We start from the raw sequence: 24,439 nt of genomic DNA, 5'->3' as shown, positions 1-24,439 counted from the left end.
ACCACCCCACGGATTGGAATAGTCGATGAAGCCTGTTTCTGTTTTCAAGATAGCCGCCGCGTTCTCGGCCATGGCCCTGGTCGCGGCGGGTTGCTCCGGCGCCGACAAGGACACCGCGCCGGCCGCCAAGATGGACGGCGACAAGGTCGTCATCTCGGTGCTGTCGCCCGCCGACCTGGACACCAAACTCGACACGAACGCCATCACCACCCTGCTCAGCGACAAATACAAGATCAAGTTCCAGTTCCAGAGCACCACCACGGACAGCGGGCCGGCCAAGGAGAAGCGCCAGATCGCCATCTCCAGCGGCGACTACCCGGACCTGTTCATGCTGATCCCGTGGGTCGACGCGTTCACCAAGACCGAGGTGCAGAAACTCGGCCAGCAGGGTGTCGCGGTGCCGCTGGAAGACCTGATCAAGGAGAACGCGCCGAACATCCAGAAGGCGCTCGACACGAACGCCACGCTCAAGGCCATGTCGACCGCCCCCGACGGGCACATCTACGCGCTGCCGCAGTGGTCCGACTGTTACCACTGCTCGTACCCGAACAAGCTGTGGATCAACTCGGACTGGCTGAAGAAGCTTGATCTGCAGGTCCCGAAGACCACTGAGGACCTGCGTACCGTCCTGAAGGCCTTCAAGACCCAGGACCCGAACGGCAACGGCAAGGCCGACGAGATCCCGCTGACCACCGACCCGCGCGACAGCACCCTGCTCGGGTACCTGATGAGCGCGTTCGCCTACGCCCCCTACGGCGCCCAGAACGGTGTGCCGTCCCTGCTCGCCCTCAACAACGGCCAGGTGGTCACGCCGGTCGACAAGCCCGAGTGGCGCGAAGGCCTCAAGTACATCAACTCGCTCTACTCCGACGGCTTGATCGACCCGGCCTCGTTCACCCAGAACACCGAGGCGCTGCAGGCCCTCGGCAACAACCCCTCCGCCGTGCAGCTCGGCTCGGTCCCGGTGCTCTGGCCCGGCATCTTCGTCCAGCTCGGTTCCAAGGACGGCAGAGACAAGTCGTACGACGCGGTGCCGCCGCTCACCGGACCGCAGGGCAAGAGCTACACCGGCTACAACAACCCGACGTCGATCGGTTACACGTTCATGCTGACGAACAAGTCCAGCAAGGAAGCCCGTGTCGCCGCGCTCAAGATGCTCGACTACATCTACACCGACGAAGGCCAGATCATCGTCAACGCCGGTCCCGAAGGCGTCGGCTGGGAGAAGCCGGCCGCCGGCGACGTCGCCCTCGACGCCTCCACCCAGGCCACGTGGAAGCCGCTGCCCAGCGCCACCGTCCCGAAGAACTCGTCGTGGAACTCGCTCGGCCAGTACAACTTCACCCTCGCCCTGCGTAACTCGCAGGCCGTCCCGGAGGACATCTACTCGGAGACCGGCCTGGAGCGGCGGCTCTTCGAAGCGACGAAGCAGTACGAGCCGCACGTGGACAAGGCGCAGGTGTTCCCCGAGGCCGAGGTCTGGGCGGATCCGGCCGCGGTCTCCGAGATGACGACGCTGAAGACGAACCTGGACAGCTACGTGAGCCAGGGCGAGCTGGCCTTCATCACCGGCACCAAGAACATCGACACCGAGTGGGACGCCTGGGTGCAGGGCCTCGACGGGATCGGGATGAAGCGGTACCTGGAGCTGAACCAGCAGGCGTACGACAAGAGCAAGTAGTCGTCCCCTTCTGGACGCCCGGCCGGCTCTCCTGCCGGCCGGGCGTTCCGGCCTAGGATGCGGGCCATGTGGCACGACGCTGTCTATCGCCTGCTCGACGTGACGTCTGCGATCGACGCCGAAGCCGGCCAGGAGGTGCAGGCTCTCGAGTGGCGCTGGCGGGTCTCCGTGCCGGCCGCGGTTCGTGAATGGGTGGTCGGTGACTGGCGGTACTGGAAGGCCGGGAAACACATCGACTATGCGCCGAACACCGCGACGCTGCGGCAGCTCGCGCCGACGGGTCGGGAAGCGCGCTTCCTCGTGATCGACGAGGACGGCCAGGGCTGCTGCGCCTTCGTCGTCGCTGTGGACGAGGGCGACGACCCGCCCGTCTACCTGATCGGCCCGGATGACACCGCCGCCGAGAGCAGATCGCTGCACGCCCGGTCCTTCACCGAGTACGCGTTGGCCACGGTGTGGGACAGCAAGCAGCACGAGGACGGCGGCGGCCGCTGGGCGTTCTCCCGGGCGCTGCCCCCTGGTGCCCTTCCCTGGCTGGGGGAGCGCCTGCAGCGGCTGCCTCGCACGTTCGGATGGGCGGGAAACCGGCCCTGTGAGGTGGTGCACCGATTCACCGGTCGAGCCGACGTCCTCCTGGCGGTCAGCGGCGACGAGATCCATCACAGTCACGTGAACGGCGCCGACCGCGCATTCGTCGAGCAGATCGCCGATCTGTCGCGCTGACGCTCATCCGCCGGCTCGATCACGGGTTCAGGTCGAACCGTTCGATGATCTCGGGTAGCCAGTCGGGATCGCCGAATCGGAGGCCGTAGCGCTCGGCCAGGTCGCCGCCCTCGGCGGCTGCCTCCGGGCCGGCCGCGATCAGCTCGGCCACCTCGCGGAAGAAGTGCTCGAAGCCGGCCGGCGTGATGATCTCGATCATGCGGGCGGGGGTGGTGCCGGCGTTCCACATCGCGTGGAGTTCGCCGCGGGGTTTGGTGATGTAGCCGCCCGGCCCCAGGACCACCTCTCGGTCGCCCGAGCGGAAACCGATCTCGCCCTCGGTGACGATCGAGTATTCGTCCTCCCGGGTGTGCAGGTGCGGCGCTATCAGCGCGCCGACCGGGAAGGGGTGCTCGACGATCGCCATCGCGCCGCCGGTGTCCTCACCCCAGAGTTTGAAGTGCACGCCGATGTCGCCGAGTTCGCCCACGCGCCCGCCGCCCGGCTGCACCACGGTCAGTGGCGGCGGCTCCGATGTCGTCATACGAGGTGCCTACCACCGCCGGCGTGCTCCCTACAACACAGTTCGCGGAGCTCGCGAGCTGTTCGGCGGTCAGTTCGCCGAGGCCACCTTGCGGTACCGGGCGAGCAGGAGCAGCAGGCACGCGGCGACCAGGCACGCCGCCTCGATGCCGTAGATCGGGCCGAAGCCGCCCACGCCCACGTCGAGCTCGCTCTGTCTCCCGGTGAGCCACTCGCCGACGCCTGCGATCAGGAAGGTCGGGCTGGCCAGCCCGGACAGGCGGTTCGCGGTGGTGTCCGGCAGCGAGGCGAGCACGCCGACGACCGGGACGCTCATCATGAAGACCGCCACGATGCCGGTGGCGGAGTACGCCTGCTTGCCGGTGAGCGACGCGATCAGCAGGCCGACACCGGCGAACGTCACCGCCCAGAGCAGGCTGTACGCCCAACCGGCCAGCAGATCCCCGAGCTCGCCGAACACCCCGCCGACGCCGGTCTCGGTGGTGAACGCGGCGCCGAGGAACATGATGAACTGCGGCACGCCCATCAGCAGCCAGACCGCGGCCGTCATGGCGGCGAACTTGGCGATCACGTAGTCGGCGGCCCGCAACGGGCGGCTGAAGTAGAGCGGCAGCACCCCGGCCCGCAAGTCGCGGGAGACCAGCTGCGGCGCGACGATCGCCGCGAAGAAGATGATCAGGAGGCTCATCTGGTCGGCGTACTGGAAGTAGGTGAAGAACACCTCTCCGGTGATCGAGCGGGCGGCCGTCACGACGACGGCGACCAGCAGCATGATGCCGGCCACGAGCCAGGGGAAGGCCTTCGCCTTGGCGGAGCGGCCCGACCCGAAGGCGGCGCGCAAGCCGTGCACGAACAGCGCCCGCTGCATCGCGGCGCGACCCAGCCGCGGACCGGAGTACCGCTGGTACCCGATGTCATGGATGACGCCGATCTCCGACATGGGCTAGCAGTCCTCGGAGGCGACGCGGGTGAACAGCTGGGCCGGTGCGGGATGGGAGGGGACCGCCACGCACATCTCCCTCTGCCAGTCGATCGGCGCCGGCGCGAACGGCCGGCCCGGCGGCGGTCCTGCCCAGTGCCGCGCCCACTCGTCCGCGTCGCGCACGACGTGCAGCCCCGCCGCGAGTCCGCGTTCCGGGTGCAGGAGGGCATCGACGGTACGGAACGGCAGCACAACCGTGGCGTCCATCACGTCACTCTAAACGCCTCGCCCGGAGTGACGGTGATGCCGGTGACGGTGTCTCGGTAGCGGAGGCGGGTGCGGGCGGGCCGATCAGCGCTGATGCGAGCCTCCCGCAGGTCGCCGTCGTGCCAGGTCAGGTCGACGGTGAAGCCGCCTCGGGCGCGCAGGCCCCGCACCGAGCCGGACCGCCAGGCCGATGGCAGCGCGGGGAGCAGCTCGATCTCCTCGCCGTCGGATTGCAGCAGCATCTCGGCGATCGCCCCGGTGCCGCCCGCGTTGCCGTCGAAGGAGTAGATGTTCTGCTCGGCGCCGGCGATCCCGCCGGCCGAGTAGCTGAGCAGGTTCGCCTCGCTGGCGTCGGCGATCAGCCGGGTGATGTGGGACAGCGCCTTGTCGCCGTCGAGGAGGCGGGCGTGGAAGGCGGCGAAGTTCGCCTCGGCCCACTCGGTCTGCTCCCATCCGGGCGCCGCCTGCCGGCGTTCCAGGGTGACCGCCGCGGCGGCGGCAAGCGACGGGGTACGCCGTGGGCTGATCTGCCGTTCGGGGAAGACGGCACAGAGGTGCGAGGTGTGCCGGTGGGCGGGGTCGGCCTCCTCGACATCGTCGAGCCACTCCTGCAGCTGGCCGTGCCGGCCGATCCGGAATCCGGGCAGGCGCTCGCGGGCGGCGTCGCAGCGGGCACGCAGCTCACCGTCGACGTCCAGGATGGCCGCGGCCCGGCCACAGATGCGCAGGATCGCCTCGGCGAAGACGCGGTCCGCGGTGGTGCCCATCGCGATCGAGCACGGTGTGCCGTCCGCTGCCAGATACGAGTTCTCCGGTGACTCGGACGGGCCCGCGACCAGCAGGCCGGTCGACGGGTGGGGCGTCAGGTAGTCCAGGAGGAACAGGGCGGCGGAGCGCAGGACCGGGTACGCCTGCTCGCGGAGGAACGAGGTGTCCGGCTGATATTCGTAGTGCTCCCACAGTTGCAGGGCCAGCCAGGCGCCGCCGGTCACGTTGAGGCCCCAGCCGATGCCGCGACCGGGAGCGGTGTAGCCCCACGCGTTGGTGACGGTGTGCGCGACCCAGCCGTCGGCGCCGTACATCTCCCGGGCCGTGCCGCGGCCGGCCTCGGCGAGCCGGGTGAGGAAGCGGAACAGCGGGGTGTGACACTCGCTCAGATCGGTGGACTCCGCAGCCCAGTAGTTCTGCTGCGTGTTGATGTCCAGGTGGAAGTCGTTGCTCCAGCCCATGCTGCTGGCGAACCCGTCGTTCCAGATGCCCTGCAGAGCGAGGGGCAGCGGCGAGTCGTGCCGCGAGCCGGCGATGGTGAGGTAGCGGCCGTACTGGAAGTACAGGGCGATCAGGTCGTCGTCGCGTTCGCCGCGGGCGAGACGCTCACGGCGGACGTCGGTGGGCAGGTCGACGGGAGCGCCGAGGTCGAGGGAGACCCGTCGCATCAGCCGCTGGTGGTCCTCGACGTGGGCGGCGCGGACCGCGGCGAAGGGGACGGCGGGGAAGGCCAGGGGAGGGGAACCGGCCCAGTCGGTGCCGGCGGCGACGTAGACCACGACGGCGTCCGCGCCGGTGACCGTGACACTGCCGTCGCCGGCGAGCAGCGTCCCGCCTTCGAGGACGAACCGCACCCGGATCTCGACGGCGACACCCTGCGAGCCGTCACTGTGCAGCGTCTCGACCGCCCGCCCGGAGAACGCGAGACCGTCAGCGCTGCTCGCGACCGTGCCGGGCAGCACCGTGTCGTCCAGCGTCGCGGTGAAACCGACCGACCCCGGACGGTTCGCGGCGAGACGCGTCGCGATGACGCCATGGGGATGGGAAGCGAAGGTCTCCCGTACGAAATGGACCTGATCCTGATCGAAATCGACTGTCGCGATCCCGGTGTCGAGGTCCAGCTCGCGACGGTAATGGGCGAACGACGACGCGGCGAAGTCCAGGCGCAGCCGGGGGAGCGGGAGGTTGGTGCCGAACGACGTGGGCCGGCCGGTCAGACGCTCTGCCGCCAGCCGCTGCGCCTCGGCGTGCTCGCCCTCGAAGAGCAGCCGGCGGATGACCGGTAACGAGCGTGCCGCATCCGGGTTGACGTCGTGCTGAGAGGGCGCCCCCGACCAGGCGGTCGACTCGGACAGCCGGATGAGTTCGGTGCCGGCGCCGCCGAACACCATGCCGCCCAGCCGGCCGTTTCCGATCGGCAGCGCCTCGAACCAGCGTTCCGCCGGCCGATCATAGAAGAGCCTCATCCCAGCAGATCCCGCAGCCAGGGCAGCTGAACCGGCGCCTGGAACGAGCCGCCGCCCTCGTGCCTGTTGTACGGCCACACCTGCATCTGCTTCGGCCCGGCATAACGGTTGTAGGCCGCGTAGACCGTCGACGGCGGGCAGACGTCGTCCATCAGGCCGACGGAGTAGAGCGCCGGTGCGGTCGCCCGGGCGGCCAGATGCACGCCGTCGAAGTAACCCAGCGTCGCGAAGACGCGGTCGACCAGGTCGCGATTGGTGGCGCAGAAGACCGACAATTCCTGGTACGGGTAGGAGTCAGTGGTCTCGGTCGCCCGCCGGAAGTGGGTCAGGAACGGGACGTCGATCAGAGCGCCGCGGACCCGGGGGTGCAGACCGGCCGCCGCCTGGGCGATGCCGCCGCCCTGACTCGCGCCGGCCACCACGATCCGGGTGCTGTCGACCTCGGGCAGCGTCGTCGCCAGGTCGACCGCCCGGACGGCGTCGGTGAACAGCCGGCGGTAGTAATACTGCTCGGGGTCGAGCACACCGCGGGTCATCAGCCCGTTGTGCTGCGGGGTGCTGTCGCCGGGCAGGTCGGGAGTGTCGCCGTCACCCTGGCCGCGGGAGTCCATCACCAGGGTGGCGTACCCGGCGGCCGGCCACAGCAGCCACTCGTGCGGGCGGCCGCGGCCACCGCCGTACCCGATGAACTGCACGACGCAGGGCACCGGCTCGGTGCTGGTCGCGGGCACGAGCAGCCACGCGGCGACCCGCTGACCGCCGTAACCGCTGTAGCGCACGTCGGCGACGCGGACACCGGGAAGCAGGGCGTCGTACGGCGTCAGCTCCGCCTTGAGATCGTGCTCGCGGGCCTCGGTCAGGGTGCGCGCCCAGAACTCGTCGAAGTCGTCCGGCTCGGTCAGGACGGGACGGTAGTCGCGCAGCTGGTCGAGGGGGAGGTCGAACATGGCCATGGGATTCAGCCCTCCTGGGCGACGCGGACGAGATGGACCAGGACGCTGGCGTGGTCGCCCGGCGGGAGGTCGAGCGGCATGCCCGCATCGGCGAGGACGGCGCCGGAGTGCACCGCGCCGGTGCCGGTGTCCCGATAGGAGGCCGACGGGTCGAGCAGCGTCAACGGCAAGGGCGCCGGATCGTGGCCGAACGGGCGCGACGGACACCAGGCGAGAACGACCACCTCGTCCTCGTGGGCGAAGGCGACGGCGCTCAGCGTTCCATCGCCGCCGAGCCGGTACGCCGTGCCGTGCTGCACCGCCGGCCGGATCCGCTTGTAGGTCGCGACCAGCTCGGCGGCCTCCTTCAGCTCCTCCTCCGGCCACGTGGTCAGGTCGCCGCCGATGCCCAGCGCGCCGGCCATCGCGACGTGGAACCGGAACCGCAGCGGCGTGGCGCGGGCGGTCGCCACGTTCGGGCTGTCGGTCACCCACGCGCCCATCACCCGGGCCGGGAAGAGCTGGCTGAACCCGTGCTGGATGCCGATGCGATCGACCGGATCGGTGTTGTCCGACGTCCAGATCTGATCGGTACGGGTGAGGATGCCGAGGTCAGCCCGTCCACCCCCGCCCGAACAGGCCTCGATCCTCAAGCGCGGGTGGGCGGCCCGCAACCGGTCCATGATCTGGTAGACGGCCCGGGTGTGGTCGAGCCACAACCGGTCCGGGTCGGCGTTGCCCGGCCAGCCGGCCTCGGTGAACGCGCGGTTGGCATCCCATTTGAGGAAGTCGATGTCGTTCTCGGTGACGAGGCGGTCGAGCCACTCGTACGCCCAGGCGGCGGTGTCCGGCCGGGCCAGGTTGAGCACCAGCTGGTTGCGCATCTCGGTGCGGCCGCGGTGAGCCGTGTGCAGCACCCAGTCCGGGTGGGCGCGGTAGAGGTCGCTGTCCGGGTTGACCATCTCCGGTTCCACCCAGAGTCCGAACAGCATGCCGAGCCGGTGCACTTCGGCGGCGAGCGGGCGCAGGCCGTCCGGGAAGCGGTCCGGGTTGGGCGTCCAGTCACCGAGACCGGCGTGGTCGCTGACCCGTTCGCCGAACCAGCCGTCGTCGACCACGAACAGCTCGACGCCGAGCCGGGCGGCCCGCGCGGCGAGAGCCGTCTGGCCGGGCTCGTCGACGTCGAACCCGGTGGCCTCCCAGGAGTTGTAGAGCACCGGGCGTACCTCGGCGGGGTGCTCGACGACGTGCCGGGAGACGTACGCGTGCCAGCCCCGGCTCGCCGCGCCGAACCCGTCCGCGGTGTAGAGGCCGGCGTACAAGGGCGTCTCGAGGGTTTCGCCCTGCCGCAGCGTCCAGGTGAGGCCTTCGTGTCCGTGGCCGCCGGTCCACGTCGTGCGACCGGCCGGGGTGCGATGAAGGGTGATCCGCCAGCTGCCGCTCCAGGCCAGCGCCGTGCTCCACACCTCGCCGTACTCCTCGGCGGCGGTGCCGTCATCGACGGCGAGCCAGGGGTTGGCCTGATGGCTGGTCAGGCCGGTGCGGCTGGTGAAGACGGTCTCGGCGACGGGGACTTCGGCGCGGCGCAGGCGGAATTCGCTGTTCCAGGCGCCGACCAGGTGGCTCATCCGGTAGTCGGCGCGGTGCGGCAGGGTCCACGCCGCGCTGTCGCAGCGCGTGACGGTGACCGGGTCGCCGGTGTTCGTGACGGTGGTCCATCGTTCGATCACGTCACTGTCGTCGTGCACCCGATAGTGCAGGGTGAGACGCAGCGGATAGTGCCGATCGTCCAGGTGAACGGCGAGGTGGCCCTCGTCGATGTCGTGGCCGGCGTACCGCCACTCGACGCCGCGGCTGCCGTCGGCGAAGCGCACCTGCAGCCCGGCCGGGCCGAACCGCGCCCCGCCCTCCGCGCCCAGCTCCTCGGGACCGCCGGCGGTGTCGAAGCTGCTGCCCGACGCGGGTATTCGCCCGGCCAGCTCGCGCGCCTGGTCCGGGGTCAGCCGGGCGCCCCAGTGCAGGTGCCGAACGGTGTCGTCCTCGTCCAGCCGGACCGCGTACGAAGTGGACGGAGTGTCCAGCAGCCACAGGCGCTGGTCGGGCAGGAACCGCAGGTCGGGCATCGGGATCCTTTCGCTGAATGCGGCAGGAGCCTATGGACGTCGTCGCGGCTAAATCAATACTTGACGAAGGAAATTATTGAGCATAGATTTCCTGCATGTTTCCCGCCGCCGAGGGCGTCGCGCCCGCGGTCACGGCCGTCTTCACGGCCGTCCTGACCGAGGGCCCGATCAGCCGGGTCGCGCTCGCCCGCCGTCTCGGCCTGTCCTCCGCCGCCGTGACGAAGGCGGCACGCCCGCTCATCGAAGCGGGTTATCTCGAGGAACTGGCCGCGACCGAGCGGACCGGGCCCGGCGCGGGACGACCGGCCAGCCCGCTGACCGTCCGCGCGGACCGGGAGTTCTTCGTCGGCGTCAAGATTACCGGTGACGAGCTCATCGGTGTGGTCTGTGATCTGCGCGCCCAGGTCCGCTCCTCGGCCCACCGGCGACTGTCCGGTGTCGATGTCGACCACGTCCTCACCGAGCTGGGCGAACTCGTCGACGGCCTCCTCGACGGGCCCTATCGCGACCGCACCCGCTTCCTCGGCCTGGCCGTCTCCGGCGACGTCGACCACGCCACCGGCCTGGTCCGCTACTCGCCGTTCCTGCGCTGGCGTGACGTCGACCTGGCCGCCCGGGCCGAGAAGATCACCGGCCTGCGGGTGACCGTGGAGAACGACGTGAAGGCGCTGACCACCGCTGAGCAGTGGTTCGGCGAAGGCGTCGGCGCCGACTCGTTCGCCCTGGTCACGGTCGGCGCCGGCATCGGCTGCGGCCTGGTCGTGAACGGGCGCATCGTCTCCGGCGCCCACGGCGTGGCCGGCGAGATCGGCCACATCGGCTTCGACGTGAACGGGCCGGCCTGCCACTGCGGCAGCCGCGGTTGCGTGGAGGCGATCGCCGGCGCCGACGCCATCGTCAGCCAGGCCCGCTCAGTCACCGGCCGCTCGTCGCTCACCTTCGACGACGCGGTGTCCCTGGCCCGCGCCGGTGACGCCGCCACCGGCGCCGTCTTCGCCCGTGCCGGGGCCGCGATCGGCGCCGGCATCGCCGCTGTCGCCAACCTGGTCGGCCCGGCCCGCATCGTCGTCTCGGGCGAGGGCCTCGCCGCCTACGACCTGTTCGAACCCCACATCCGCGCCAGCTTCGAACGCCAGGCCTTCGGCGCCGCCGCGGCCTGCCCCCTCTCCATCCGCCCGCTGCCGTTCGAGGAGTGGGCGAGGGGCGCCGCCACCGTCAGCATCCAGGCCCTGGTCGCCTCCTGAGGTGCTCGTCGCTCTCGGATAGAGGCGGGCCAGCGCCTGGACGGCACCGGTCAGGTGGGTCACGAGTTCCGCGGGGGCGAGGGCCTGGGCGTCCGGTCCGAGGCGGAGCAGCATCGCGGCGGCGTGCGGGACGTTCTCCAGCGGGATGGTGGCGCGCTGCCAGCCGTCCGGGTCGGCGGGAGTGAGGGTGCGCAGCGCCAGACGGGCCGCCTTGGGACCGAGGATGTCGGGGAGGGCGGCGACGCCGGCGGGCGTCAGGCGTACCAGGGCGGTCTGCTCGATGGCGGACCGCTCGTATCGATCTACGTGCGCCTGCCAGAACGCGGCCAGGTCGAATCCGTCGGGCCGGGTGGCTTTCTCCGGCAGCGAGCGGAGACGCACGATCGAGGAGACTCTGTACGTCCGCGGCCGGCCACGTCCGGCGGCGATCAGATACCAGACGCCGGCCTTGACGACGAGCCCGAGCGGGTGGAGCCGGCGGGTGACCTCGCCGGGCCGCGGCGCCCAGCGGCGGTACCGGATCTCGATCATCTGATCGCTCCAGAGCGCTTCGGCGACCGGGAGCAGGTGCGGCACCGCGTCGGGCTCCCGGTACCAGCCGTGGGTGTCGAGGTGGAACCGCTGCCGGATCCGCATCGACGCCTCTCGGTACGGGATCGGCAGCGCCGCCATCAGCTTGAGTTCGGCGGCGGCCACCTGAGCGCCCAGACCGAGCTCGGCAGCGGGCTGCGGCATGCCGGTCAGGAACAGCGACTCGGCCTCATCGGCGGTCATCCCGGTCAGCCGGGTCCGGTAGCCGTCCATGAGCTGGTATCCGCCGGCCGGCCCCGGCTCGGCGTAGATCGGCACACCCGCCGCGGCGAGCGCCTCCACGTCGCGGTAGATGGTCCGGGCGGTGACACCGAGCTCCGCGGCCAGCCGGGCGGCGCTCAGCCGCCCGCGGCTCTGCAGCAACAGCACCAGGGACAGCAACCGGCTCGCACGCACCCGGCACACTCTGCCAGCCACCACTGACAGAAGGTGTCAGTGGTGGGCCGCCATGATCGTCGGCATGAACGATTTCGACTTCCTCATCGGTTCGTGGAACGTGGCCAACCGGCGGCTCAGGACGCTGTTCGCCGGCAGCGACGACTGGGAGACCTTCCCTGGCGCCACCACCTGCCGGCCGATCTTCCTCGGCGGCGGCAACACCGAGGAGATCGTCTTCCCGACGCTCGGCAGCCGCGGCTTCAGCCTGCGTCTCTTCGACACGGAACGCGGGCAGTGGTCGATCTACTGGGCGAACAGCAGCACCGGCCTGCTCTACCCACCGGTCGTCGGCACGTTCACCGGCGGCCGGGGCGACTTCTACGGCGACGACACCCACGGCGGCAAGCCGATCAGGGCCCACTTCATCTGGTCCGGCATCGCGCCGTCGTCGGCGAGGTGGGAGCAGGAGTTCTCCGCGGACGGCGGCCGGACCTGGGAGTCCAACTGGGTCATGGAGTTCACCCGGGCCTGATCGATGAGGATGAAATGCTGGGCGCGCTGACGTTCCGCTTCGGGATGTGACCTGAACGGAGGTCCATCCCGTCCTCTCGGCAGAGACCGGAGCGGACATGAGGAGAGCGTTGTGGAACCGGACCTGCGGCAGCAGTTCGACGTGGCGGTGAGCGCCGACCCGGGCGCCGACCCGGGGGAGATGGCGCGATCCGCCATCGCTCGGGTCGGCCGCATCCGGCAGCGACGGCGGCTGGCGATGGCCGGCTCGGCCGCCGCGGCCGTGGTGGCGGTGGTCGCCGCCGTGGGCGTCCTGAAGGTGACCGACGGCGCGGCGCCGCCGGCCGGGCGACAGGAGATCATCGAGGCCGGGATGCGGCTGGCGGCGCCGCAGTGCTCGGCGGACCCGGTGAGCACCGGCGCGACCGACGCGGCCATCTTCCTCGGCGACCCGACCGCCCGGGAGCTGGCGGCGGTCGGCCGGGCGCTGGACGACGACGAGCGGGTCGCCGCGGTGATCTTCGAGAGCCGTGCGGAGGCCTACGCGAAGTTCACCGAGCACTGGAAGGACGCCCCCGACTTCCTCGCCGCCGTCGGCCCGGAGCAGATGCCCGTGTCGTACCGCCTGCGCCTGGCCGACCCGGACCGGTTCGCCGAGCTCAGCCGGGACTACGCCGGGAAGCCCGGGGTCGGCCAGATCGTCGGCCGCGTCTGCCCGGCGAGCGCCCCGGTCGGTGGGGTTCTGTGACCGAGACCGTGACGCAGTCCCGGCCCGCCGAGGACGCCGCCCGCGGACCACTGCTCGGCTGGGGTGCGGCCCGCCGACGCGCCAAGGCCGCGGGCGACGCCGAGTTCACGGCGTTCGTCGAGTCCGCCGGCACCCGCTTGCGGCGCAGCGCGTACCTGATGTGCCGGGACTGGCACCTCGCCCAGGATCTGGCCCAGCAGACCTTCACCAAGATGTACGCGGTGTGGCCGCGTATCCGCACCGGCACGAACCTGGAGGCCTACAGCCGCAGAGTCCTGATGAACCTGGTCTTCGACCAGAACCGGCGGCGCAGCGGCTCCGAGGTGGTGGTGGCCGACCTGCCGGATCACGCCGACCGGCGGAACGGCACGCCGGAGCTGCGCCTCGCCCTGGTCGACGCGCTGGCTCGGCTCAGCGTCGAGGACCAGGCGGTGCTGGTGCTGCGGCACGCCGAGGACCACAGCATCGACACCGTCGCCGCGATCCTCGACGTCTCGGCGTCGACCGTGAAGATGCGCACCGCGCGGGCCCTGGCCCGCCTGCGCACCCTGCTCGGCGACGATTTCCCCGGCGCCGACTGAGGCGCCGTCGGAACGCCCGGACGGGCCGGCCGTCGTCGTCGGGCCGGTCAGTCCGTTGCGAGCCTGGCCGTCAGGCCGTTGCGAGCGTGGCCGGTTCGGCGGTGGCGCCCTGGGCGGGCGCGGCGGCCCGGCGGGAGCGGTGGTGGCCGAGCAGGCTCAGCGCGGCGCCGAGGGCGAGCCAGGCGATCAGGACGATGACCGAGTGGGTGATGCCGTGGCCGTCGAAGAAGGCGGTCGAACGCAGCAGCTGCCCGCCGGCGCCCGGCGGCATGAGCTGGCCGAGGGTGCCGGTCCAGCCGGGCAGCATCTCGGGTGAGCTGGTGTTGCCGGACAGCGGGTTGCCGATCAGCATCATGGTGGCCGCGCCGATGCCGAAGCCGGCGACGCCGAGCAGCGACTCCAGGCCGAGGATGGTCAGCGAGGTGGCGGCCATGGTCAGGGCGATGGCCCCGGTGTTGGCGAAGAAGTCGCCGTCGAGCGAGCCGAGCCACAGCTGCAGGATCGCGGTCATGAGCAGGCCGCCGGTGATGGAGAAGGCGAAGGCGCCGGCGATGCGGCGTACCCGGCCCTTGACCAGGTTGGTGAGCAGGATGGCGGCGAACATGCCACCCATGACCAGCGGCAGCGCGGCGGCCGCGAGGCCGGTGCCGCGCGGGTCGTCGGCGGGCAGGGTGACGACGTCGCGGACGGCGACCGCCGGGGCGGCTCCGGTGGCCTGCGCCTGACTGAGCGCGGTGCCGACGCCCTGCAGGGTCTGGGCGATCGAGGCGCTGGCGGCGGAGGCGGTGAGGATCTGCGGTTTTCCGGTGCTGAGGTCGATCGCGCCGTCGATCTCGCGATCGAGGATCAGCTTCTCGGCCTCGGCGGCGGTCGCGACCCGCGTGATGTCGAAGGCGCCCGGCATCCGCTGGTCGAGGGCGGCGACGACCTGGTCGGTCGCGGCGGCCGGGCCGGCGACGGCGATCGGCACGTCGTGGACCGAGGACCGCACGGCCGGCCAGGCGAAGGCGGTCAGCAGCACACCGACGATCACGGTGAGCAGTACGACCGCGCGCACCACCACCGGCCACGGTGAAGGGACGGTCTGGGCAGAAGCGGGCTCGGCCATGACATGACTCCTGAAGAGAACGACTGTTCGCTTTGGATGATGGCAGGTACCGTGGATCCGTACAAGAATGAACGTTCGCCTTTAAGGTTCGTCACATGCCACGTGTTTCTGAGGAGTACCGCGCGAACCGCCGTGCCGAGATCATCGCCGCATCCGCACGCCTGTTCGCGACGAACGGTTTCCACGCCACGTCGATGGCCGACATCATCAGTGAGTCGGGCCTGTCCGCCGGCGCGGTGTACCGCTACTTCGCCAGCAAGGACGACCTGATCGTGGCAGTCTCGGAATCCGCGCTGAGCGCCGCGGACGAGGTGTTCGGCGACATGCTCGCCGGCGGGGCGGCGCCGTCGCCGCAGCAGGCCGTGAGCTCGGTGGTGCGCGCACTCGCCGAGCGCGTGATGAACAACCGGGAGACGGGCGTCGACCTCAGTCGCGTCGGGGTGCAGGTGTGGGCCGAGGCGCTGCGCAGCGAACGGCTCGCCTCGCGCGCCGACACGGTCCTGCGGCAGCTGCGCGATCACTTCGCCGAGGTCGCCCGGCGCTGGCAGCAGGCCGGCAACATGCCGGCCGATGCGGTCCCCGAGCAGGTCGGCGCCGCCATGCTCAGTCTCGTGCAGGGATTCGTGCTGCAACGGCTGCTGGTCAGCGACACCGACACCGAGGGCTATCTCGCCGGGTTCGCGGCACTGGCTCCCCAGACCGCAGGCGGCCCGCGTGCGGCGGGCGATGAGTTCGCGGCACTCGGACGGTCTGACGGGTCATGACTGTCAGCGCCAGCTTCTGCATGTCCCTCGACGGCTTCGTGGCCGGGCCCGACGACAGCGTCGGCCCGCTGTTCGACTGGTACGACGGCGGCGACGTCGAAGTGCCGATGGCCGGCTACCCGATCACGTTCCGGGTGTCCGCTGCCAGCGCGGATTATCTGCGAGCCCAGATGGAGTTCGCGCGGCGCAGCGCGTTCGTGTGCGGCCGGCGGGTGTTCGACCACACCGCCGGCTGGGGCGGGAACCCGCCCGGTGGCGGCCGGGCGTTCGTGGTCACCCACCGGGAACCCCCGGCGGACTGGCCGGCACAGCGGCTGGCGCCGTTCACGTTCGTCCATGACGGGGTCGCGAGCGCGATCGGCCAGGCCAAGCCGGCCGGCGGCGGCGACGTGAGCGTCTCCGGGCCGGACATCGCCCAGCAATGCCTCAACCTCGGTCTGCTGGACGAGGTCCGGATCGATCTGGTGCCGGTGTTCCTCGGCGAGGGCATCCGCTACTTCGCCAACATCGACAATCCGGAGGCGGTCCTCGATCGCGTGGAGGTGGTCGCCGGGGACGGCGTCACCCACCTGCGGTACCGGGTTCGCTACACCTGATCGGCGGTCCGGGCGATGATCTCCGCGAAGTGGTGGGACGGGATCTCGTCGTGCTCAGCCGTCCAGGGGATCAGCCACCGCCGGCGAGTAGGAGAACCCTTGGGGTCTGCCGCCGCCATCCTGGAAAATCGGTGCCGTGAGCGTGGAGACGGGCAGTGGCGGAGGTGGGGTCGTGGATCTGCGGCTGTCGGCGCGGGCCGGTAGTGCCGGCACCGTGGTGAGGGTCGGCGGGCAACTGGACATGGAGACCGGCCCGCAGCTGGACGAGTTCCTTCAGCAGGTCGTCGGCGACGGTGGCGGAACGGTGGTGCTGGACTTCACCGACGTGTCGTTCCTGGACTCCAGCGGACTGGGGCTGCTCGTGGTGTGGTTCAAGGATCTGCGGGCCAGGGGAGGCCGGTTGGCGCTCGCCGGGCCGCAGGACATCGTCGGGCACGTGCTGGCGATCTCGGCGGTGGATCAGGTGATCGGCGTCTACGACACGGTCGAGGCAGCTGAGGCCGCCGAGGCAGCCGAGGCAGCTGCGCCGCCGGTGGTGTCCTGACCGCTGCGTGAGCGCGTCAGCGGCCGTCCGCTGAGGAGTCGGCCGCGACGTCGGCGCCCGCGTTGCTGCGGCGTGGCCGCCCGTGGTGCCCGTGCCAGTCGATGAGCAGCATGGTGGCGTCGTCCTGCAGGGCGGGGCCCGCGACGGCGAGGACGCTGTCGGCCAGAGCCCGGGCGGCCTCGCGGGGATGCAGGGCGTGCAGCGTTCGCAGGCGGGACGGCAGGTCGAGGGCGGCGGCCCGGCGCTCGTGCATGCCGTCGGTGACGACCAGCATGCGATCGCCGGGCTCCAGCGTGAGCGAGCCGGCACGGATCTCCCTGCCGGGGAACATGCCCAGAGCGACGTTGCGGGGCAGTGGCACGTCGTGCGGTTCACCGTCGCGGATGAGGATCGGAGGAACGTGCCCGGCGTTGATCAGCTCGCAGGTCCCGGTGTTCAGGTCGAGACGCCCGAGGATCGCGGTGATGAAGGCGCCCCGCGCCGGGCTGTGCTTCGCGATCGCGGAACTGGCCCGGTCGGCCTGCTCGGTGAGAGAGCACCCGGCACGCCGGGAGTTGCGCAGGCTGCCCACGCCGAGGGTGGCGATCAGGGCGCTGGCCACACCGTGTCCCATGGCGTCGGTGACGCTGAAGTGCAGGGTGTCCCGGGCCAGGCTGTAGTCGAAGGTGTCGCCGCCGATGCTGGCCGCCGGCTCCAGCCAGCCCGACAGGGTGAAGGAGCCGCCTTCGCAGGTGAACGCGCTGGGCAGAAGCCGGCGCTGGATCTCGGCGGAGAGGTTGAACGGGGTGGTGCGCTGCCCCCACTCGAACAGGTCGGTGTGGCGGCGGTTGGCGATCACCACGAACGCCAGCGCGTGCGCGGTCCGGGCGATCTCGGCCAGTGCCTGCGGCGACGGCTCCGCGTCCACGACGATCTCCAGCAGGCCGATGACCTCACCACGCTCGGTGACCGGCGCCAGGACCGTCCATCGCGCGTCGCCACTCACCACTTGCACCATCTGGGTCCGGAGCGCGTCCTCCTGAGGCCCGCCGTCGAAAGGCATCGCGGTCGCGACCTCGGCACCGTCACGACGCTCGTCGCCGACCAGGCCCAGCGGCACATGGGCCAGCCGGACCAGCGCCCGGCCACTGAGGTCGGCGATGAGGAACGAGACGCTGTCCGCCTTCAGCGCCTCGCCGAGCTCCCTGGTGACGGCCTCGACGGCGTTCACCGGCGTGGCGTCCTCGGCAGCCGCCAGCATTCCCGACAGGGCCGCCTCGACCGATGGATTCATTCCGGCAGCATACGGATCGGCGGATGCCCGGCGTACCACCGAGGCGTACGCGCGACCCTGGTGGAGCCGGTCGGCGCAGGGATGTTTACAGTCCGGTTTCCCGGCTATTCGGTCAGGTTGACGAACCCAGCGGGGGTGATCGGGGAGGAAGGCCGGACGTTGAGCGGTGAACGGACTTGGTAGAGCCCGCCGATGACCTTTTCGCCGGTGGGGGTGGTGCGGGCCGTCTGATGGCGGCGGTGGACTGGTCCGCGACGAGTCTGGGGCCGGTCCGGCAGTGGCCGCAGAGTCTGAGGGCAGCCGTCCGCATCGTGCTGTCCTCGCGGTATCCGATGCTGCTGCTCTGGGGTCCCGACCTCACCCAGCTGTACAACGACGCGTACTCGGCGCTGATCGGTGACAAGCACCCCGAGGCGATGGGCCTCGACGTGCGGATCACCCTCGCCGAAGGCTGGGACGTGCTGCGGCCGCTCATCGAGGACGCGATGGCCACCGGCGTGGCCAGCTGGGTGCCGGCCCTGCAACTGCTGCTGGAACGTTCGGGCTACCGCGAAGAGGCGTACTTCAGCGTCTCGCACGCACCCGCCCGCGACGACCGAGGCGACACCGTCGGGGTGCTGACCGTCTGCAGCGAGGTCACCGATCAGGTCGTCGGGCAGCGCCGGCTGCGTCTGCTGCGCGACCTCGCCATGTCCGGCACCGGCGGCCCGGTCGACGTCGACACGACCTGCGCCCACCTCGGCGAGGTCATCGGCAGGTACCCGCTCGACGTGCCGTTCGCCGCCATCTATCTGCGCGACGGCGCCGTGCTGCGCCGCGTCGCCGCGGTCGGCGTCGACGCGGAGTCGCTGCCGGCCATCACCGGATCGGGCCCGGACGGCGACGGCCGGCGGGACGGCGACGGCTGGGGGCTGGACGGCGCGGCATCGGGCCGGACCACCGTCGTCGGCGGCGTTCACCAGCGGCTGGAGGTGACCGGCGGCCCGTGGCAGGAGCCGGTGACCGAGATGGTCGCCCAGCCGCTGCCGTCGGCGGAGCACACGCAGCCGGCCGGTGTCCTGCTGACCGGCGTCAGCCCGAGCCGGGCCCTCGACGACACCTACCGGTCGTTTCTTCAGCTGCTCGCCCAGCAGGTGTCGGTGGCCGTCCGTAACGCGCAGGCGTATCAGCAGGAACGCGAGCGGGCCGCGGCACTGGCCGAACTGGACCGGGTGAAGACCGACTTCTTCACGAACGTCAGCCACGAGTTCCGGACCCCGCTGACGCTCATGCTCGGCCCGCTCGCCGACGCCCTGGCCGACACCACCGAGCCGCTCGGCGAGACCCAGCGTGCCCGGGCCGACATCGCGCACCGCAACGCGGCACGCCTGCTGACCCTCGTCAACGAGTTGCTGACCTTCTCCAGCATCGGCAAGGACCCCACCCCGGGAACACCGCAGGCACTGGACCTGGCGCAGTACACCACGGAACTGGCGAGCGTCTTCCGCGCGGCGATCGAGCGTACCGGCCTGCGGCTGATCGTCCGGTGCCCGCCGCTGCCGGGTCCGGTCGCCGTCGATCCGCGCCGCTGGGAGAGCATCGTCACGAACCTGCTCTCCAACGCCCTCAAGTTCACGTTCGTCGGGCAGATCGAGGTACGGCTGGACTCCGACCCGGCCGCGATCAGGCTGACGGTGGCGGACACCGGCATCGGCATCGACGCCGCCGAGCTGCCCCGGCTCTTCGACCGTTTCCACCGTGTGCGCGGCGCGCGGGCACGCAGCCACGAGGGCACCGGCATCGGACTGGCGCTGGTCCGCGAGCTCACCCGGCTGGCGGGCGGGGACGTCGAGGTGCGCAGCACACCGGGCGAAGGCACCACGTTCACCGTGATCCTGCCGTGGGACGCGGTCCGCGTCGACCCGGCCGCTGCCCCGCCCGTCGTGCCGGACCGGCTCGGCGCGGCCCGTGCCGCCGCCACCGTGGCGAACGGCTGGGCGGACACCGGCGTCTCGGCCGTGGCCGATGGAGCCGGTATCCGCATTCTGGTGGCCGACGACAACAGCGACATGCGGGCCTACCTGTCCCGGCTGCTCACCGCCGAAGGCTGGACGGTCCAGGCCGTCGCCGACGGGGAACAGGCGCTGCAGGCGATCCCGCTGTTCCGGCCCCACCTGGTCGTCACCGACGTGATGATGCCGCGGCGGGACGGCTTCGGCCTGGTCCGCGCCCTGCGTAACGACGACGCCACCCGGCACCTGCCGATCGTGATGCTGTCCGCCCGCGCCGGGCAGGAATCCGGCGTCGAGGGGCTCGCCGCGGGCGCCGACGACTACATCGTCAAACCGTTCCGGGCCGGCGAGCTGATCGCCAAGATCCGGAACGTGGTGCGGCTCGCGGACGCCCGCGCCGCGCGGCCGAGCACCGACGATCACGGCACCGATGCGATGTCGGTGATCGCGGCGGGCCGGGCCCTGAGCGGCGCGATGCAGACCACCGTGGACCTGACCCTCGCCCTGCTGCGGGCCGATGCGGTGGCCGCCGTTCTCGCAGACCCGGATACCCCGCTGCGATTCAGCGCCCGCCGGGAACCCGTCGCCGGCCCGGGCCGAGCCCGGCGGCACGCGACGGGCATCGTCGCCGAGGACGGCAGCCGCCTCGGGGAGCTCACCGCGTACCAGGGCGCATCTGCCGTTGAAAGCGCATCGACGGTGGAACGGATCCTCACCGCGGCCGCCGGTGTGCTCGCCGCGGTCGCGAAACCGGGCGTCGTCGCCCCGGCGGACCCGCCCACCCGGGAGGGCTGGAGCATCGACGGCGCGGGCGGGACCTGGCACGACATCGCCGAGACATCCGACGGCGCGCTGCTCATCACCGTGGGCGCGGCGACGGGCGGCGGCCGGAACACCGCGGTGACCAGCCGCATGCTGAACGCCGCCGTCCGCGCGCACAGCGGCGATCGGCGTACGCCGGCCCTGATCCTGTCGCGGCTCGCCGACGACCTGAGCGGGCTGCCCACGCCACCCGCCGTCACCCTGCTGATCGCTCGCCTGGACCCGCTGACCGGCCGGATGTCCTGGTCCAGTGCGGGTCACCCGGCGCCCGGAGGTCCCGGCGGCGAACTGTCCGGCCGCATCGGCGCACCACTCGGCGCGGGGACGGCGTACGAGGACAACGAGACCGGCATCGGCCACGGCGACCACGTGCGGTTCTCGTCCGGAGCGACCGTCGCCGTCACGCTCCATCGTCTCCCGGAGTCCGCGGACCCGGTGCTGCCGGAGCTGACACCCGTCGACGAGACCTGGACGTATCCACTGTCCGCCGACGCCTCCGCCGCCGCCCGCCGCGACCTCGAAGCGGTGATGGGAACCGGCGGCATCGATCCCGACCTGCTGTTCGACCTCCAGCTCGCCGCCACTGAGGCGATCAACAACGCCGTGGAGCACGCCCAGCGGCCGAGCCGCCCCGAGGTGAGGATGCGGCTGCTGGTGACCGCGTCGGTGGTGCGCCTCGAGGTCCAGGACTTCGGCGGGTGGCGCGCCCGGCCGGCTGCGCGTGACCGCGGCCGCGGGGCCCTGTTCATGAACGCCTACGGCGAGGTGCGGGTCCTCAGCAACGCCGACGGGACGCTGGTGAGCATCGAACGCGCATCACCCGGGCCGGTTGCCGCGCATGTCCCGGACCAGTGACGACACGACCGCGACCCCCCTCGATCCCCTTCGATCCCCGGAAGACCCTGGTGCGGCGTGGATCACCGGCGAGTCCGGCTTGCCGCTAGTAGACCAGTCGTCTAGGGTTCGGGATGTGGCCGACGAGGGCCACGGGAACGAAAGGCTCCGACATGAACGTGCTGGTTGTTCTCACGTCGCACGACGAACTCGGTGACACGGGCCGCAAGACCGGCTTCTGGCTGGAGGAGCTCGCGGCGCCGTACTACCGGCTCCAGCAGGCCGGCGCCACCATCACCCTGGCGTCGCCGAAGGGTGGCCGCCCGCCGCTGGACCCCAAGAGCAACGAGCCCGGCTCCCAGACCGACGACACCCGCCGTTTCGAGGCGGACGCGGAGGCGTCGGCCGCGCTGGACTCGACAGTGGTGCTGAGCACGGTGGACCCGGCCGACTACGACGCGGTGTTCTACCCGGGCGGGCACGGCCCGCTGTGGGACCTGGCCGAGGACGCCGACTCGCGGCGCATCATCGAGACCACGCTGCGTTCGGGGAAGCCGGTCGCGCTGGTCTGCCACGCTCCCGGCGTGCTGCGGCACGTCACGAACGAGGACGGCTCGCCGCTGGTGCAGGGGCGCCCGGTGACCGGCTTCACCAACACCGAGGAGGAGGGCGTCGGCCTGACCGATGTCGTGCCGTTCCTCGTCGAGGACGTGCTCAAGGCCAACGGCGGCGTCTACTCCAAGGGCCCGGACTGGGGCTCCTACGTGGTGCGCGACGGCCTGCTGATCACGGGTCAGAACCCCGCCTCGTCGGCCGAGGCCGCCGACGTGCTGCTCGCGGTGCTCGCCGCCTGACTCCATGATCAGGGGCCTTAGACGACCGGTCTAATCGATGCGTAGGCTTGGCCTGTGACGACCAGGAACCTCAACCGCGATACGCGTACGGACCTGCTGCTGGCTGCCGAGCGATCCTTCGCGCACAAGGGTTATGCCGCGGTCGGGATCAACGAGGTGCTGTCCAGCGTGGGCGTGCCGAAGGGTTCCTTCTATCACTACTTCAGCTCGAAGGACGCCTTCGGTGAGGCGGTGATCGCCCGGTACTTCGAGCAGTACCTGGCCGAGATGGACGAGATCCTCAACGCCGCCGATCAGGACTGGGCCGCGAAGATCCTGGCGTACTTCGCGTCGTGGCGGGCCTCGCAGAGCTTCGGCGACTGCGAGGGCAAATGCCTGGCGGTCAAGCTCAGCGCGGAAGTCGCCGACATGTCCGAGCCGATGCGCCTGGCGCTGAAGACCGGCACCACGAAGATCGTCGACCGCCTCGAACACGCGATCGTCGGCGCCGCCGCCGACGGGTCGGCGGCGTTCACCGGTGACGCCCGGGCGACCGCTGAGGCTCTCTACCAGCTGTGGCTGGGCGCCAGCGTCATGGCCAAGGTGCAGCGCAGCCTGGCTCCGCTGGATCCCGCGATCGCTGTCACCCGCCGGCTGCTCGGGGTCTGACAGCCGGCCGTCACGAACTGCTGCTGAAAGCTGCCGAGCCGTTCTGAGTGGTCTCAGTCATCGGCCCGGGCGTCGGTGCCCGGCCACGAGATGTCACCGGTGAACGGGGAGAAGTCGAGCCACAGGTATCGGTAGGTGCGGTTGGTGAAGACCCAGCCGTTCTCCGTACGCCGGAACGTGTCGGTCCACACCCCGTTGTTGCGGTAGTAGCTCTCAGCGGGACCACGCGCGGCTTCATGGCACATCGATCGGGTGGTGGCGACGTCGCCGTCGATCTCGACCGCGCCCGGGATCACGAACTGGATGAAGTAGTCGCGCTCTTCCCGGAGGCTGCGGTACAGCGCCGCGATCTGGTCGACTCCGTCGGCTCGCCGTTCGAACGGCTGGCCGTCGGTGCCACCGATGACCCAGGTGGCGTCCTCGGACCACAGGGTGCGGAAGGCGTCGACGTCGCCGCGGACCGCGATGTCGGCGAATCGGACGACGGTGTCGCGGACGGCTGCCTCGTCGACCAGGCGGGCCAGGGCGTTGTCGGTGGTCTGTGCGTTCGTCATGGGTTCATGATTCGGCGGCGGAGATCGGCCTGCCAGAGAAGGATCGGCGGTAGGAAAATCCTTACCACCCTCGCCCGCGGGCCGCGCGCCACAATGGGCTCATGATCGCGAACGAAGCGGGGCTCGGGGCGACGTTGCGCGCCTGGCGCGATCGGCTGACGCCGGCGGCCGTGGGGTTGCCGCAGGGCGGGACGCGCCGGGCGACCGGGCTGCGCCGTGAGGAACTCGCCACCCTGGCCGGTATCTCGGTCGACTACATCGTCCGGCTGGAACAGGGCCGCGTCACCACCCCGTCCGCGCAGGTGGTCGCGGCGCTGGCCCGGGCTCTTCAGCTGACCCGCGCCGAACGCGATCACCTGTACCGGCTAGCTCGTCTGGAGCCACCGGCGGACGGGCAGATCTCGCGCCACATCCCGCCGGGCCTGAACCGGGTGCTGGCCCGGCTCGGTGACGCCGCCGTCGCCGTCTTCGCCGCCGACTGGCAGCTGCTCTGGTGGAACCGCGGCTGGGCGGCGCTTCTCGGTGATCCGTCGTCGGCGCCCCCGGTAGCGCGCAACTTCGCCCGGGACACCTTCCCGGTCGGCGATCACGCGCCGCGGCTGGCGCAGTGGCCGGTGACATCGGATGCCGGCGACGCGGTGGAGGCCGCTGTCGTCGCGGACCTGCGCCGGGCCACCGGCCGATTCCCCGGAGACCGCGGGCTGGCTCGCCTGATCAAGGAGCTGACCGCGGGCAACGAGCGCTTCGCGCAGCTGTGGCGGGCCGGGGCGGTCGGCGCCCACCGCGAGGACCATAAGATCGTCGCGCATCCGGCGGTCGGTCCGATCGCCGTCGACTGCGACGTCATGCGCGACGGTGACGACGACCTGAAGATCGTCATCCTGACGGCGGCGCCGGGCACCGCCGACGACATCAGGATGCGCCTGGCGCTGGTGGCCGGCGTCCCGGAGCCCGCGTACGACTGACGACCCGTTCCGTCGGGGAGGCGCGGCGAT

General features: G+C 71.2%; 23 protein-coding genes and 1 pseudogene. 13 read left to right on the top strand and 11 right to left on the bottom strand.

Going from position 1 to position 24,439, the window contains the following annotated elements; all coding sequences use genetic code 11:
* Positions 1-25: 25 nt before the first annotated feature.
* Both EP757_RS36605 and EP757_RS36600 read left to right on the top strand, forming a co-directional pair.
* The gene (locus EP757_RS36605) at positions 26-1,681 is read left to right on the top strand and encodes an extracellular solute-binding protein (protein ID WP_127552938.1); all 1,656 of its coding nucleotides are present in this window, start codon (positions 26-28) and stop codon (positions 1,679-1,681) included.
* 66 nt (positions 1,682-1,747) lie between these two features.
* Positions 1,748-2,404 (top strand): hypothetical protein, encoded by a 657-nt coding sequence (locus tag EP757_RS36600; RefSeq protein ID WP_127552937.1) that lies wholly within the window; start codon positions 1,748-1,750, stop codon positions 2,402-2,404.
* A gap of 19 nt (positions 2,405-2,423) precedes the next feature.
* On the opposite strand, the gene EP757_RS36595 is transcribed toward EP757_RS36600, so the two are convergent.
* From EP757_RS36595 to EP757_RS36570, 6 genes are all read right to left on the bottom strand, one after another.
* Positions 2,424-2,927, bottom strand: coding sequence for a cupin domain-containing protein (locus EP757_RS36595; protein WP_127552936.1), 504 nt, complete (start codon positions 2,925-2,927; stop codon positions 2,424-2,426).
* 69 nt (positions 2,928-2,996) lie between these two features.
* Positions 2,997-3,866: an ABC transporter permease gene (locus tag EP757_RS36590; protein ID WP_127552935.1), complete on the bottom strand. Its 870-nt coding sequence runs from the start codon at positions 3,864-3,866 to the stop codon at positions 2,997-2,999.
* A gap of 3 nt (positions 3,867-3,869) precedes the next feature.
* Positions 3,870-4,115 carry a hypothetical protein gene (locus EP757_RS36585; RefSeq protein WP_127552934.1) on the bottom strand — a complete coding sequence of 82 codons (246 nt, stop codon included), beginning with the start codon at positions 4,113-4,115 and terminating at the stop codon, positions 3,870-3,872.
* Positions 4,115-6,349, bottom strand: coding sequence for a glycoside hydrolase N-terminal domain-containing protein (locus EP757_RS36580; protein WP_127552933.1), 2,235 nt, complete (start codon positions 6,347-6,349; stop codon positions 4,115-4,117). The genes EP757_RS36585 and EP757_RS36580 overlap by 1 nt, the downstream gene beginning before the upstream one ends.
* A complete protein-coding gene (locus EP757_RS36575) occupies positions 6,346-7,302 on the bottom strand; it encodes an acetylxylan esterase (RefSeq protein WP_127552932.1) in 957 nt (318 codons plus the stop codon). Before EP757_RS36575 ends, EP757_RS36580 begins: the two co-directional genes overlap by 4 nt.
* Positions 7,303-7,307: 5 nt before the next feature.
* Positions 7,308-9,404, bottom strand: a complete 2,097-nt coding sequence (locus EP757_RS36570) for an alpha-galactosidase (protein ID WP_127552931.1) — start codon at positions 9,402-9,404, stop codon at positions 7,308-7,310.
* A gap of 95 nt (positions 9,405-9,499) precedes the next feature.
* Between EP757_RS36570 and EP757_RS36565 the strand changes: the two genes are divergently transcribed.
* Positions 9,500-10,648 carry an ROK family transcriptional regulator gene (locus tag EP757_RS36565; RefSeq protein ID WP_127552930.1) on the top strand — a complete coding sequence of 383 codons (1,149 nt, stop codon included), beginning with the start codon at positions 9,500-9,502 and terminating at the stop codon, positions 10,646-10,648.
* Between the two features lie 42 nt (positions 10,649-10,690).
* On the opposite strand, the pseudogene EP757_RS36560 reads toward EP757_RS36565, so the two are convergent.
* Positions 10,691-11,635, bottom strand: a pseudogene (locus EP757_RS36560) (helix-turn-helix transcriptional regulator); the annotation flags it as partial.
* 64 nt (positions 11,636-11,699) lie between these two features.
* Here EP757_RS36560 and EP757_RS36555 point away from each other — a divergent pair.
* The 3 genes from EP757_RS36555 to EP757_RS36545 all read left to right on the top strand — a co-directional run bounded on the left by EP757_RS36555 (position 11,700) and on the right by EP757_RS36545 (position 13,456).
* Positions 11,700-12,149, top strand: coding sequence for a hypothetical protein (locus tag EP757_RS36555; RefSeq protein WP_162521025.1), 450 nt, complete (start codon positions 11,700-11,702; stop codon positions 12,147-12,149).
* Between the two features lie 111 nt (positions 12,150-12,260).
* A complete protein-coding gene (locus tag EP757_RS36550; protein WP_127552928.1) occupies positions 12,261-12,875 on the top strand; it encodes a permease-like cell division protein FtsX in 615 nt (204 codons plus the stop codon).
* Positions 12,872-13,456 carry a SigE family RNA polymerase sigma factor gene (locus EP757_RS36545; RefSeq protein WP_232050194.1) on the top strand — a complete coding sequence of 195 codons (585 nt, stop codon included), beginning with the start codon at positions 12,872-12,874 and terminating at the stop codon, positions 13,454-13,456. Before EP757_RS36550 ends, EP757_RS36545 begins: the two co-directional genes overlap by 4 nt.
* A gap of 70 nt (positions 13,457-13,526) precedes the next feature.
* Here the strand turns inward: EP757_RS36545 and EP757_RS36540 are convergent, their stop codons facing one another.
* Entirely contained in the window at positions 13,527-14,564 is a 1,038-nt protein-coding gene (locus tag EP757_RS36540; protein WP_127552927.1) for a hypothetical protein, read from the bottom strand.
* Positions 14,565-14,659: 95 nt separating this feature from the next.
* On the opposite strand from EP757_RS36540, the gene EP757_RS36535 reads away from it, so the two are divergent.
* Both EP757_RS36535 and EP757_RS36530 read left to right on the top strand, forming a co-directional pair.
* Positions 14,660-15,328: a TetR/AcrR family transcriptional regulator gene (locus EP757_RS36535; RefSeq protein ID WP_127552926.1), complete on the top strand. Its 669-nt coding sequence runs from the start codon at positions 14,660-14,662 to the stop codon at positions 15,326-15,328.
* Positions 15,325-15,924: a dihydrofolate reductase family protein gene (locus EP757_RS36530; RefSeq protein ID WP_127552925.1), complete on the top strand. Its 600-nt coding sequence runs from the start codon at positions 15,325-15,327 to the stop codon at positions 15,922-15,924. The genes EP757_RS36535 and EP757_RS36530 overlap by 4 nt, the downstream gene beginning before the upstream one ends.
* Here EP757_RS36530 and EP757_RS44530 read toward each other — a convergent pair.
* Positions 15,915-16,043 carry a hypothetical protein gene (locus EP757_RS44530; RefSeq protein WP_255435305.1) on the bottom strand — a complete coding sequence of 43 codons (129 nt, stop codon included), beginning with the start codon at positions 16,041-16,043 and terminating at the stop codon, positions 15,915-15,917. The genes EP757_RS36530 and EP757_RS44530 overlap by 10 nt on opposite strands.
* Before the next feature lie 17 nt (positions 16,044-16,060).
* Here EP757_RS44530 and EP757_RS36525 point away from each other — a divergent pair, with 17 nt between their 5' ends.
* Complete coding sequence (locus EP757_RS36525; protein ID WP_232050193.1) at positions 16,061-16,468, top strand: STAS domain-containing protein; 408 nt, start codon at positions 16,061-16,063, stop codon at positions 16,466-16,468.
* A 16-nt stretch (positions 16,469-16,484) separates the two neighbouring features.
* Here EP757_RS36525 and EP757_RS36520 read toward each other — a convergent pair whose 3' ends face one another.
* Positions 16,485-17,741, bottom strand: coding sequence for a PP2C family protein-serine/threonine phosphatase (locus tag EP757_RS36520; protein WP_127552924.1), 1,257 nt, complete (start codon positions 17,739-17,741; stop codon positions 16,485-16,487).
* A gap of 230 nt (positions 17,742-17,971) precedes the next feature.
* Between EP757_RS36520 and EP757_RS36515 the strand changes: the two genes are divergently transcribed.
* From EP757_RS36515 to EP757_RS36505, 3 genes are all read left to right on the top strand, one after another.
* On the top strand, positions 17,972-21,409 hold the full coding sequence (locus EP757_RS36515) for an ATP-binding protein (protein WP_127552923.1): 3,438 nt from the start codon (positions 17,972-17,974) through the stop codon (positions 21,407-21,409).
* 152 nt (positions 21,410-21,561) lie between these two features.
* Positions 21,562-22,242 carry a type 1 glutamine amidotransferase domain-containing protein gene (locus EP757_RS36510; protein WP_127552922.1) on the top strand — a complete coding sequence of 227 codons (681 nt, stop codon included), beginning with the start codon at positions 21,562-21,564 and terminating at the stop codon, positions 22,240-22,242.
* A gap of 54 nt (positions 22,243-22,296) precedes the next feature.
* Positions 22,297-22,890 (top strand): TetR/AcrR family transcriptional regulator, encoded by a 594-nt coding sequence (locus tag EP757_RS36505; protein WP_127552921.1) that lies wholly within the window; start codon positions 22,297-22,299, stop codon positions 22,888-22,890.
* Between the two features lie 53 nt (positions 22,891-22,943).
* On the opposite strand, the gene EP757_RS36500 is transcribed toward EP757_RS36505, so the two are convergent.
* On the bottom strand, positions 22,944-23,444 hold the full coding sequence (locus tag EP757_RS36500) for a nuclear transport factor 2 family protein (RefSeq protein ID WP_127552920.1): 501 nt from the start codon (positions 23,442-23,444) through the stop codon (positions 22,944-22,946).
* A 101-nt stretch (positions 23,445-23,545) separates the two neighbouring features.
* Between EP757_RS36500 and EP757_RS36495 the strand changes: the two genes are divergently transcribed.
* Positions 23,546-24,409, top strand: coding sequence for a helix-turn-helix transcriptional regulator (locus EP757_RS36495; protein WP_127552919.1), 864 nt, complete (start codon positions 23,546-23,548; stop codon positions 24,407-24,409).
* The last annotated feature ends 30 nt before the right edge of the window (positions 24,410-24,439 follow it).

The organism is Actinoplanes sp. OR16, from assembly GCF_004001265.1.
GTDB lineage: Bacteria > Actinomycetota > Actinomycetes > Mycobacteriales > Micromonosporaceae > Actinoplanes.
This window is presented reverse-complemented; position numbering and strand designations above follow the sequence as displayed.